9 protein-coding genes are annotated in these 13318 nt (G+C 35.8%); 7 read left to right on the top strand and 2 right to left on the bottom strand.

The annotated features are described in order from the left end of the window. The first annotated feature begins 241 nt into the window (after positions 1–241). From asnS to CD003_RS09550, 5 genes are all read left to right on the top strand, one after another. Complete coding sequence (gene asnS, locus CD003_RS09570; protein ID WP_096200899.1) at positions 242–1534, top strand: asparagine--tRNA ligase; 1293 nt, start codon at positions 242–244, stop codon at positions 1532–1534. Positions 1535–1797: 263 nt separating this feature from the next. Beyond that, a complete protein-coding gene (locus CD003_RS09565; protein WP_096200898.1) occupies positions 1798–2499 on the top strand; it encodes a DnaD domain-containing protein in 702 nt (233 codons plus the stop codon). Between the two features lie 73 nt (positions 2500–2572). Beyond that, positions 2573–3220: an endonuclease III gene (gene nth / locus CD003_RS09560; RefSeq protein WP_096200897.1), complete on the top strand. Its 648-nt coding sequence runs from the start codon at positions 2573–2575 to the stop codon at positions 3218–3220. Between the two features lie 4 nt (positions 3221–3224). Then, entirely contained in the window at positions 3225–3749 is a 525-nt protein-coding gene (locus CD003_RS09555) for a YpoC family protein (protein ID WP_096200896.1), read from the top strand. Between the two features lie 257 nt (positions 3750–4006). Next, positions 4007–7597 carry a dynamin family protein gene (locus tag CD003_RS09550; RefSeq protein WP_096200895.1) on the top strand — a complete coding sequence of 1197 codons (3591 nt, stop codon included), beginning with the start codon at positions 4007–4009 and terminating at the stop codon, positions 7595–7597. A 100-nt stretch (positions 7598–7697) separates the two neighbouring features. Here CD003_RS09550 and CD003_RS09545 read toward each other — a convergent pair whose 3' ends face one another. Further along, positions 7698–10244 (bottom strand): PBP1A family penicillin-binding protein, encoded by a 2547-nt coding sequence (locus CD003_RS09545; protein WP_096200894.1) that lies wholly within the window; start codon positions 10242–10244, stop codon positions 7698–7700. Between the two features lie 149 nt (positions 10245–10393). Beyond that, positions 10394–10993 carry a Holliday junction resolvase RecU gene (gene recU, locus CD003_RS09540; RefSeq protein WP_096200893.1) on the bottom strand — a complete coding sequence of 200 codons (600 nt, stop codon included), beginning with the start codon at positions 10991–10993 and terminating at the stop codon, positions 10394–10396. Between the two features lie 182 nt (positions 10994–11175). Here recU and CD003_RS09535 point away from each other — a divergent pair, with 182 nt between their 5' ends. Continuing rightward, positions 11176–12168: a DUF2515 family protein gene (locus tag CD003_RS09535; protein ID WP_096200892.1), complete on the top strand. Its 993-nt coding sequence runs from the start codon at positions 11176–11178 to the stop codon at positions 12166–12168. Positions 12169–12583: 415 nt separating this feature from the next. Then, complete coding sequence (gene racA, locus CD003_RS09530) at positions 12584–13129, top strand: chromosome-anchoring protein RacA (RefSeq protein WP_096200891.1); 546 nt, start codon at positions 12584–12586, stop codon at positions 13127–13129. Positions 13130–13318 lie beyond the last annotated feature (189 nt).

Below are 13318 nucleotides of genomic sequence, written 5' to 3'. Positions count from 1 at the left end.
TAGAGCTTTTTTAATTATGGATTCTGAGTTATGAATGATGAATGTAAAATCAAAAGCTAGAATGTATAATGTATGTTTATTTTATTATTAGGGTTTATTTATAAATGTTACTGATTTTAATTTATAACTTATCATTCATTATTCATAATTGTCACTAAATTGACTTCCTTTTTTAATAGGTTGTATAATTGTATATTGAGAAATATTATATACATAGAATGAATCACATGGAGGGAAAAGTGTGAAAACGACAATCGGGAATGTTGGACAATTTGTCGGACAAGAGGTCATTATCGGAGCGTGGCTTGCAAATAAGCGCTCAAGTGGAAAGATTGCTTTTCTGCAATTACGAGATGGGACTGGCTTTATTCAAGGAGTTGTAGTGAAAAGTGATGTTGGAGAAGAAATATTTCAACAAGCAAAAAATCTAACTCAAGAGAGTTCATTATATGTAACAGGTGTTGTACAGAAAGATGAACGTTCACCTTCTGGATACGAATTAACAGTGACGAAGGTGGATGTTATTCATGAAGCTGTTGATTATCCAATTACACCAAAGGAACATGGTACTGAATTTCTAATGGATCATCGTCACCTATGGTTGCGCTCAAAGAGACAGCATGCAAATATGAAAATCCGTAATGAAATTATTCGAGCTACTTATGAATTTTTCAACAAAGAAGGATTTGTTAAGGTTGACCCACCTATTTTAACAGGTAGTGCACCTGAAGGTACGTCTGAGCTATTTGCTACGAAATACTTTGATGAAGATGCATACCTTTCACAATCAGGACAGCTATACATGGAAGCAGCGGCAATGGCTCTTGGAAAAGTATTTTCATTTGGACCTACATTCCGTGCTGAAAAATCAAAAACAAGACGCCATTTAATTGAGTTTTGGATGATTGAACCTGAGATGGCATTTGTTGAATTTGAAGACAATCTAGAAGTACAAGAGCAATATGTATCGTATATTGTTCAATCAGTTTTAAAGAATTGTGAGCTAGAATTAAAAACATTAGGAAGAGATACGTCTGTGTTAGAAAAAATAACTGCACCGTTCCCAAGAATTAGCTATGACGATGCACTAAAGTTCCTTCATGAAAAAGGCTTTGATGATATCAAATGGGGTGACGACTTCGGTGCACCACATGAAACGGCGATTGCAGAAAGTTATGATAAGCCTGTGTTTATCACACATTATCCAACTTCACTAAAGCCATTCTACATGCAGCCTGACCAGAACAATCCGGATGTTGTTCTGTGTGCAGATTTAATTGCTCCTGAAGGGTATGGCGAAATCATCGGTGGGTCGGAACGTATTCATAATTTAGATTTGCTAGAGCAAAGATTAAAAGAGCATAAATTAGATGAAGAAGCTTATAAATGGTATGTGGAGCTTCGTAAATATGGTTCAGTACCACACTCAGGTTTTGGTTTAGGTCTTGAACGAACAGTTGCTTGGATTTCAGGTGCTGAGCACGTAAGGGAAACAATTCCTTTCCCACGTTTACTTAACCGTCTTTATCCATAATACTAAAAACCTCCCTCTGTGGAGGTTTTTTAGTTCTTGGCTAATATGAAACAAAAAATCAATATTCAAAGCGCAAAATGGCTTGAGTCCAACCGTTTTGGGGCTAAGAAAACTAGTTGTTTCGTTTAAATAATTAGTGGCTTCACTCGTTGTTCCATCAAAAGAACGTTTTGCAAAAAATCCAACGTGAATCTGTTACTATATTCATTTTTTAGCCTGTATTTGAGCTAAACATGGTATAATAAAGGGTGAGGTGTTTGCATATGAACAAGAAATTTATGGTGAGTTGGATGGCATCAGGTCACACATCCATCCCTAAGCTTTTGCTTATCCATTATAGTGATTTAGGAATAAATGAAGAGGAACTCGTTGTATTATTACATGTTCATACATTTTTAGAGGAAGGGTATCTTTTTCCAACCCCTGATGATTTAGCGAGACGAATGACACATTCTCCTGATAAATGTGCACAAATACTGAATCAGCTACTAAAACGTGACTTACTTGCTTTAAAAGAGTTGCAAGAAGAAGGAGTCATGTCGGAATCATATACGTTAGAACCATTATGGGAGCAGCTACTTTTTCATTTGCATGGGCAAGAAGAACAAGCGGAAAAAGCGGTAAAACAAGAAGAGGAATTGAATGTGTTTACGATGTTTGAACGCGAATTAAGTAGACCACTTTCTCCAATGGAATGTGAAACGTTAACAATGTGGCTTGACCAGGACAATCACTCTCCAGCTTTAATAAAAGCTGCATTAAAGGAAGCTGTTGTCGCTGGGAAGTTAAGCCTACGATATATTGACCGCATATTGTTTGAATGGAGTAAGAATGGAATCAAAACAGTTCAACAAGCACGTGCTTATGGTGAAAAATTCCGTAAATATCAACAAAAGGGAAGGAAGCCACAGGCTACAACAGAAAAAGAAAACTCCTTCCCTACCTATAACTGGCTAGAGCAATAAAGAAGTTGTCTTAAAAGGTATGGACAAGCCTTTTGAGACAGCTTTACTTATTTTATAAAAGGAGAAAAGCGCATTGCTTACAATAAAACAAATCAATGAAGTAGTAGATACAATGACAGAAATGTTTCCTGATGCAGAATGTGAATTAACACATAGTAATCCATTCGAGTTACTCATTGCAGTTGTTTTGTCAGCTCAATGTACAGATGCCCTTGTCAATAAAGTAACCCCTGGCTTATTCGCTAAATACAAACAGCCAGAGGATTATGTTCACGTTGAATTAGAAGAACTTGAACAGGATATTAGAAGAATTGGATTGTTCCGTAGTAAGGCTAAGAATATAAAAAAACTATCACAGGCTTTAATCGAAGAGCATAATGGCGAAGTTCCCAATACTCGTGAGGAGTTAGTGAAATTAGCTGGAGTAGGTCGAAAAACAGCCAATGTTGTTATGTCAGTAGCCTATGGCGTGCCAGCAATTGCTGTTGATACGCATGTTGAAAGAGTTTCAAAGCGACTAGGGATTTGTCGATGGAAAGATTCCGTCCTTCAAGTAGAGGAAACTTTAATGAGAAAAATTCCCGAGGACCGTTGGTCAGATACGCATCATCGCTTAATTTTCTTCGGACGCTATCATTGTAAAGCTCAATCTCCTCAATGTGAGATATGTCCACTACTTGACATTTGTCGTGAAGGCAAAAAACGGATGAAGAAGAGGTGATTACATGGGTGAGGAGATAATTGTTCCTGAACTGTTTTGTCTAGAACCATTCTATCAGCAGGGGGACAAAATTCAACTTAATAAGGGACTACCTTTACAACAACGATTGATGGATGACTTATTCTATGATGATATCAACTTTTATATTGGTAATAATGAGGAAAAGCCTTGGAAAGACAAAGAAACTTCACTGAAAGTTATCCTTCAAATTTGGCAAGAAAACCATTCAGTGTTAACTACTTACTTTCAAAAAAGAGATCGTAAAAAAGCGATAGTGCCAATGGTTCATAGTATTACTTTGTTTATTCAATATCTTCATTGGTTAAATAATCAGTCGGTAAATGGCATAAAGGAATGGGAAAGAGAACTAGAACAGCTTCAACACAAACCAGTCAATGTAGTAGAAAGGTTTTCATTTATATTGAAGAACCCAAGTTTATTTCACTCTTTTGTTCAGTTAAAAGCAATGTTTGAGGAAAGTGAAAAACTATTCTATAAAGTTCTTTTAATCGAGAAGAAAAGTATATGAAAAAAGTTTGAATGTAGTCAATTAGGAAAGGTAGTAATTGCTTTGCACGTTGCACAGGTGAAACTTCAAAAAAATGCAGCGGCTTTGCTTATTACTTCGAGTGGACTGAAAAAGAAAAAATCTTTTTCAGTCCACTCGGATAGAGCATCCTTTCCTTTTGACTGAAAATTCGATATAGTAGAGATTGTTTAGAAAGTCGTGTTTATTAGATCAACCACGCACTTGTATGTACACAAATAAGGGAAGGTGCAATAAAAATGACAATAGTGAAAGATGACGTAATTCAACGAGCAAGACGAGAGTTATCATTTAATGATGAAGAGGAGTATCGTCTTGAAAAACTAGAACAAAAAGATAATAATAAAACATTTGAAGTTGCTTTTTGTGGACATTTCTCTGCAGGAAAGTCAACAATTTTAAATACGTTACTAGGTGCAGAAGTATTGCCTACTAGCCCTATTCCAACTAGTGCTAATATTATTGGGATTAAAAATGGTGAACTAGCACTTGCAATTGAAGCAGAAAGTGGAGAATCGAATGTATGGGAAGGAGAAATCCCATGGCAAAATGTAAGGGAATGGGGTATGAATGGTCGAGAAATCAGTAGCATGACGATAACAGCACCGTTACCATTCTTAGGTGACCATGCAACAATTTTAGATACACCAGGTGTTGATTCTACTGATGATTCTCATCAGGCAGTTACTGTTGAGCAATTATATACAACTGATCTTATTGTTTACGTGATGGATTATAATCATGTTCAATCGGAGACAAATCTTTACTTTTTAAAGCAATTATCGAAAGAAAAGAAGCCTATTTTTATTATCATTAATCAGATAGATAAACATAACGAGGAAGAAATACCTTTAGCTCAGTTTCAGCAGTCGATTGAGGATGTATTTGGAAGATGGGAAATTAACTTTTTAGGAATGTATTTTACAACGATGAAATTCCCTAATCATCCATTAAATCAATTCAATGTATTCGAAAGACAAATGAAAGGTCTTTTGTATAACAGTGGAGAGTTAATTTCATTATCTGAAGAACGTTTAAAAATCGGTTTAATGAAAGCGGTTGAAGGTCGTTTTATTGATGAAAAGCTTGAAGAAGTAGACACAATTGTTGAAGAAATGAAGCAAGAAGGCTATGCACAAGATGATTTAGAAAAGCGAGAAAAATTAGAAGCGGAATTAGAAGCTATTGAAAATGCCCCTAATCTATTAGAAGAACAGTTCGCATTCGAAATCGGGAAGCTGTTTAAGAATATAACGCTATTCCCATATACAACAACTGATTTAACGCGAAATTGGCTCGAAAGCATGCAGCCAGGTTTTAAAGTAGGTTTATTATTTGCGAAAAAGAAAACAAAGGAAGAACAAGATGAACGCCTACGAAAGGTACTAGCTGACCTACAGGATAAAGTTAAAAGCTTATTAATCTTCCACATGCGAAGCTATTTCGATAAAGTTGATCGCTTGAAATTATCGAATAAAGATGAATTTGAACAGGCTTATGAAGATATATCGTATGAGGTAAAGCCTGAGATTTTTATAAACAATGTTAAGGTTGAAAATACAAGTAGAGATTATGTATTTCAATTCACAAAACAGCTTACAGAGATAATAACCAAGGAGCTACAGCAAAATGCTCGTCATCTACTTGAGGTTCAAAAGGATGGAATGAGAAAGCATTGGGATGAGGAGAAAGAGCGAATCGTAGTAGAACTAGAAGAGTTCAAGAAAATTGAAGCATATGTAACGAAAATCAAGGAAACTAGTAAGAAGTTTGACGATAAAGTTGAATTACTTCAGTCGTTTTATGCAAATAGTGAAGACAAGGGTCAGTTTGAAAAAGCAATTACTGAATCTTTGAAAAAGAGTTATCCGAAAGAACAGCCAGATAGCTTTGGTAATGTAATTTTACCAGAGGAAAGTGTCATTGATACGACATGGGAGGAAGAAGTTAGAGAAGAGGTTACAACTAATTTCTCAGAGGAAGAGTCGCTTCAATGGCTTCAAAATGTTAAACAATATTTAGAAAAATATCAAGATAAAACAGTATTAAAGCACGAGCGTGAACAGTTATTAAATCGTATAAATCGTTATGAAAATCAAACATTTATTATTTCATTATTCGGAGCTTTCAGTGCAGGAAAATCGAGCTTTGCTAATGCATTACTTGGTGATGCAATTTTACCAGTATCGCCAAATCCGACAACTGCAACGGTTAATACAGTCCAACGCTCGACTGAGGAACACCCAAGTGGAACGGCTCTCGTATATGTGAAGTCAAGAGAACAGCTTGAACAAGAGATTCTCTCAGTAAGTGAGCAATTAGAAGAAAAGCTTTCAATTGATTCACTGTTAAAATGGAAGCCCAACATGAAGCTTTTTATTACAAGTTGGCAAAAGACTTATGCGGACTATCTAGTGACTATTCGCGATAGTTTATCGAAGACAGATTGGGAATTAGGAAGTCAATTTTCTGTTTCGCATGAAGAAATGAACAATCTTGTTGCAAAAGAGGAAAATGCCTGTCTATTAGAAAAGGTAACAATTTATTATGATTGTCCAATTACAGAGCAAGGAATTATATTAGTTGATACTCCAGGGGTTAACTCGATTCATGGACGTCACACAAATGTAGCCTTCAAACAATTACGTCAATCAGATGCTATTTTTTATTTAACTTATTATAATCATGCATTCTCAAAGGCTGACCAATACTTCCTACAGCAGATGGGGAAAGTGAACGAAAGCTATCGTCACGATAAATTATATTTTGTAATTAATGCTGCGGATTTAGCTTCAACAGAGCAAGAGCTGAATGGGGTTCGTAAGCACGTGTATGACCAGTTAAAAATGAATGGAATAGAATCACCACGTTTATATCACTTATCAAGTAAACAGGGTCTGCTAGCGAAGAAGGATGAGAGTATAGAGGAAACGTTATTCTCTAAATTTGAAAAAGCGTTCTATCAACAAACGATTGCAGACCTTAAACAGTTAAGCGTTAAAATGATCGGTGAGCAATTATCTCAATTAAAAGACAAGATTAATGATAGTTTAACGTTCATTCATGCTGAAAAAGAACAGCAAAAAGCACAGTATGATCAGTTAAAAACAAGAGTTAGCTCATTAAAGCAAACAATTGAAGAAGTGTCTTTCCAACCAGTTGTAAGAGATGTACTTCAAGAGCAAGAACAATTAATGCTCTATTTACGAGAACGTATTAAATTTGTTCTAAATGATTACTTCCCAAATGCCGTGAATGTAGCTACAATTACAGGCTCAAGTAAGAAGGCACAGCATGAACAATTAACGAATGGCATCAAAGACTGGAGAGGTTTAGGTGAGTATTTCTTAAAGCAAGAGCTAGAAGCAACTATGATTCGACTTGAGCAACGTATAAGTGACCGTTCCTCCAGATGGTTAAAGGAGCAACTTATTCAATTACGAGATGAATTACCTCACCTTTATTGTGAAGAGAAAATAGAGGTTGAGTCTATTGAATTAGGCAATTTAGAAGCTTTTATTCCGATTCAAGCGGATAAGTATCGTTCGTACTTTAAATCAAAGAAAGATTTCTTTGAAAATAGAGCCATTAGAACATTGAAAGATGATCTAATTTCAGAAGGTACCTCACTCGCGGGTCAATCGATTGAACAGGTTGTTAACAATGTTACGAAACAAATCGAGCTACGTTGTCAAGAAGCGGAACAAGAAATTAAAGATCGCTTAGCAACAGGTTTAGAGCAAGAAGTCACTCGATTTGAAGCAATGTTTAATGAAAGTGAACAGCAATCATTAGAAACTGAAGCAAAAGAAATAGTAACTGTTTTATAAGACGGGTTTCGGTGAATAGTTAACCGACAATCGACTGAAGTTCTTCAAAACGAATCAATAAAAAGTGCTAGCTCACATATATGAGCTAGCACTTTTTACATTATTCAGTTGTTTGCGGTTCTTCTTCGTTATCATCTGGTTCGTCCTCAAGCGGCTCTCCTAAATCAGGAATGATATCGATTGGTTCTTCCTCTTCACGCCTTTGAGGTTCTTCCTCTTCTTCTATAGGCTCTACGTCTTCAATTGGGTCAGGAATGTCTATTTCCATATCTGGAATTGACACATTCGCCTCAACAGGGTCACTCTCTAAGCCACTAACATCATCTGAAATTGCTGTAACTCGTAGTCGGTACGTTGCCCCTAATTGTGGATGAGAAAGAATGTATTGCATATCGTTAGTAATTGTTAATGCTGTAAATTCACCGCCATCAATACTTGCTGATACTCTAAAAGAGACGTTACCTTGTTCAGCTTCAGGATATGACCAACTCATGATAAGTTGATCGGTGTCTTCATTGTAACCAGCAGTTAAGTTTGACGGAGCTGTTAATTGATTGAAGGATTCAGAGACTCTAGTCGGTTCTGTACCTTTTACAAATAACTCATAAACAATTTCACTTGATGGTGTGAAATCACTTGGTAGTAAACCAGTGCTTCGTTCAATTCCCACTTTCACGACGGAAGGTGGTTGTCTAAAGTCAGGAGTATCAATTCCTTTAGATACTTCCTCTAGGACTGCTTTAAAAATTTGTTGCGCTAGGCGACGTTCATTCCCACTAAGGTAATTACCTTGACCTTTTCTATCGAATCCAGTCCATACGGCAGCTGTATACCTAGTCGTATATCCAGCAAACCAAACATCTGGAACACCACCACTTGGTATGTTGTACGTACTTTGGTCTTCAGTACTAAAGTTTGTTGTACCTGTTTTTCCGGCAAGGTGTAGCTGTGGTATATTGGCAATCGTCCCTGTACCTTCTGTTACAACAGATTTTAGCATGTCAGTTACCATATAAGCAGTGTAATCTTGCATTGCTGTTTCAGAATCAGGGTTTGTATGAATGATTCGTCCATCAGGAAATTCAATTTTTCGAACTGTATGTGGTTTTATATATTGGCCTTCATTTCCGAATGCTTGGTAAGATCCAGCTAAGTCTAATGTTGAGATACCTGTTTTAAAACCACCAATCCCATATGCTTCTGTCATTTTTTCATCAAATGGTATTCCAACGCCTTCAGCAAATGCTTGTGCTTGGTTAGTACCAACTGTTTGTAACGCTTTAATCGCAGGTACGTTTAATGACCTCGCTAATGCTCGTCTCATTGTAACGGGACCTTCATAGCTCCTTGTGTAGTTTCGGACAGGAGTTTTTGCATGGTCATTATACGTATGTGGTTCATCAATGATAATTTCACCAGTTGACCACTGATGGTGTTCAATAACAGGACCGTAATCAAGTACAGGTTTTATTGTAGAACCAGGTTGTTTTTTAATGTCAGTAGCATAGTTAAATCCACGCTTAACACCTGTATTTTGACGTCCGCCACCTATAGCTTTAATTTCACCTGTTTGTGTATCAAGTAGTGTTAACCCTGCTTGGAAATCTTCGTTAGTAGGGTAGCCGTTAATGAGTTCATCTGTTTGAAGAACTCTTTCAACATGAGCTTGTGCATCTTGGTCTAAAGTCGTGTAAATCTTTAAGCCTGCCGTATATAAATCTGTAGCTGAAATTCCTTCCATGTCTTCTACCTCAGATAATACGAGGTTAAGGAATGACTCATATGGATATGACGCTTTTTCAGCTGGGTTTAATTGGTCTTCAACAGAAACAGCTCTTGCTAAATCAGCCTCTGAGCTTGTAATTTTTCCGTGACGTTCCATTAAAGAAATAACAGTATTTCTTCTAGTTTCAGCACCCTCTGGATTTTTTAATGGATTAAAGTGATTAGGTCTTTGAGGAATTCCAGCTAAAAGCGCTGCATCTTCAACTGTTAATTCTTCTAACTCTTTTCCAAAGTATGATCTTGAAGCTTGAAGAACTCCATATGCACCTTCACCAAAATAAATCACGTTTAAATACATTTCTAAAATTTGATCTTTTGAATATTGCTGTTCTAATTTAACAGCTAAATATTGCTCTTGTACTTTACGAGTAATCGTTTTTTCAAATGTAAAGAAGGCATTCTTCACTACCTGTTGTGTAATCGTACTTGCCCCTTCAGCTCCAAAACCCCCAGTAATATTGGCACCAATAGCTCCCATGATACGACGAACGTCTAAGCCGAAATGCTCACGAAAACGAACATCCTCAGTCGCGATAAAAGCATCTTCAAGAACTTGCGGGACATCATGAATACTGACGTTTACCCTATTTTCAGTTCCTTGTAATAGGGACACTGTTTCATCATTTTGGTCAAGTATCTCAGCCGGTTGTGAGAACATGAGAAGCTCTCGGTCAAGTGGTGGTGCATCTTTAATCATCGCAAATAATGTAATTCCACCTGCAACTACTGCTATTACAGCCATAATTAAACCTGAGAGAAGTATTTTTTTTAGGAGGCCACTAGGTTTACGTTTTGATTTAGCATTTGACTGTTCTTTGGCTCTCCGACGACCTTGTCTACTATTCATATTTTGTTCTGACATTTTGTTTTCTTCCTTTCTAATGTAAGAGGAGTTCGATATAAGGTGTAGAGAAATGTCTATCATCCTTAAGGAATATCAGAATAGAAACTCACACTTATAGAGCATGATAAAAAGTATCGATAGAAAGATGTATAGAATGTAATTTAATGTTAAAAATATACTTGGTCTACTATTTTTAAATAATCAATGCGTGGGTGGAAGCCAGTTTCTACGAGATACCCACAATCTTCAATGATAGACCTTGGGATTGATTTTCGGTCAATATGTTGTCTTTCATAACAGTCAATGATATGTGAAGCGTCTAATAGATAGACTTCTTGATTATTTGAAAAGCTAAGTAGGACAAAACATATGCCATCATGTTGTAGTACATTTTTCATATGTTCCACTTGATGGTCATGGAAGTTTTTTAATGGAAACGATGTTTTATTTCTAGATTCCTTCGCCTCAAAATCGATGTGTTTTCCTTTGTAAACTCCATTGTAATCTGTTGTTGACGGCTGTTTAAAATAAGCTTCTTTAATTACAGCTGCACTACGTTTTGGATAATTTACTTGAACAATTTGTACGGGAGTTGGCTTTTTATGAATAACTGCCATTCCACGACTTAAATAAAATTCATTAGATTCATTAATACTTTCTTCAAGTGACATTCCACGATTACTATAACTCAACGGTTTTGTTGGTTTCTTTTTATTTGTCGTACTTTTTGGGACAAACTTTTTTCCGTTTGGATACCGAACTGGCACATCATCACCGTCCTTTTGTATAACAACTAAACTTGAATGAGAGAAAATCTCATCACTAGATCATATCATATCAATCGGGGAATTTACAATATCAGCTTTATGAAACATTATGTAAAGGAACTTACAAAATATAGTATACACATACATACGACCATAAACTCTATGCACAGGTGGAGGTGAATATGTTGGGTACTTGTCCAAGTGAAAAAAAATTAATAAATTATATTAGCAGGATCGTTAGAAGAGGAAATATCGATAACATTTCACGTACCGTATTTTATCAGAGCTTTTTTAAACGACATAATGAAATCCAGTGGGCCTTATTAGCAAGTTTTGTATCGAGAAATGCTGGTTGGAGTATGACAGATTTAGAAAGTAATTGGTTCAGAAGAATGATACCAAGAAATTTTAGAAACGAATTATTTATGACGTATGAACGTGCTAATTGGCTCATTTTTTCAGATGCCTTTCCTCAGTTACTAATTTATGAAGCATCCAAAAAATACAATGTTCCTTTTTTTCATTTATTAAAGGAGTTTCATGTTTCTCAATTTATGGTGAAAGAGTGGGAGAATTTCTGGAAGTTTCAAGGGCTTGAGCGGCTCCGTACGGCACTAATTATTAATGAACAAAACTTAATTCAAAAACCAGTCATTGAACATCATCACTATCAAAAGGTTTTTCACTCTGTTCCTTATAATATCCAGGAGCAAATGCACCTTAGCAATGTTATTTTCCCTACACTGGCTGGAAAATTATATGGTTTTTATGTGGAAGATTTTATAAAAATAAAGAAACGAATAGACCTTGGAAAGAGGTTAGCGTGGCTATTATTTCATTCAAAAGAGAGTGGACAGTTTCATCAATTTTTGTCGAAGGTTACACATACAGGCTCAAGACGAGATTATGAAAAGTATGTAAAATGGTCAACAAAAAAAACAAGTCCCATACTACGTATGATATTTCCTAGTATCCATCATGAACGACATCAACTTGAAGATTGGTCAGAAAAAGTGGATGAACATGTAGTGAACGATTACTTTACCCCGATTAAAGAAACAAAAGATTATGAGATGACAACTAATGTATTACTTAAACAAAAGGAATTGTATGTGTCGATGAGAATTGAGGAATTTTTACTACCGAAAAAATTGTTTGATGAAGAGAAGATATAGAAAATAATGAGCCAATGCCAAGAGAGAGAGAGCTTCTTAGCATTGGCCTAAAAAAAATTTAGAGCTTTATTCAGCCGGACTGTTTGGTCCTTCTAATTTTTTATCACCATAGCCTGGTGCATTTGCTCGTTGCTGACTTTTTGGTGCCTCTTGTTTCGGTTTTTTTGCATTTCGATTTTTTGCCATTATGAATCCCTCCAATATAGATAGGTAATCAAACACTTCAGAGATAGTATTTGCTGAATTCGACAATCGATTCAATTCGAGTATTGGTTACAAATAATTCCTCAATTAACCTGTTTTTAGGAGATTGACACTTTCTTTGACGAATCACTTCTAGTTTTGTCAGTAACGTAGGAAAAAAAAGAAAAAGTAAGAATTAGTTCTTATCTAAATTTATTTGGAGGGGATTTACATGGAATCTGTATTAAAAACGAAGGACGTCTCGGAGCTATTAGGGGTAAATCCAACAACGGTGCAAAGATGGGTTAAACATTTCAATGTTGAATGTGAATTAAATGAAAGCGGGCATTATACTTTCAGTAAGGAACAGGTAGAAATCCTAAGAGATATTAAGACTCAACTAAACGAAGGCAAAAGAATGAGAGAAGTACAGCTTGGGAATTCATCTACTAATGAAGCAATTGAAGTAAAGAGAGAAGAAAGAGTATCGACCTTCCAATATGAAAAGCAAATTAAGAATATGATGGAAAAGATAGAGCGTTTAGAGGAAAGGTTAGAGTTGAAAGCTGACGAAGTAGTAGGCTATCAAATATTACGTCATCGTGATGAGATTGAGCAAATGATGAACATGCTTAAGAGTATTGATGAAAGAGTAACTTCTATTGAAAATTCTTTAGAAAGTAGCCAACTGGATATTGAAGAAACAATGCCGATGATTGATAAAAAGGTAAAAAAACGTTCTCTTTTGCATATTTTTTCATTAATAAGCCCGAGATAATAGCAACTTATTAAATCACACCTAGCAGAATTTGATTTGAAATGATAAAATGAAGAAAATTCTAACTATTCGAAGTTATTCCAATGGAACCTTCGAACGTGATTTTTCCCTACTTTGCACAGATATATATAAATAAGTACGGGTGTCATTTTAATTTTATTAGCAACTAAACTGGGGTGATTATATGGG

It is taken from the genome of Bacillus sp. FJAT-45350, assembly GCF_002335805.1.
Taxonomy (GTDB): Bacteria; Bacillota; Bacilli; order Bacillales; family NISU01; genus FJAT-45350.
The sequence above is the reverse complement of the archived record's forward strand: the minus strand, read 5'-3'. Positions and strand labels throughout refer to the sequence as shown.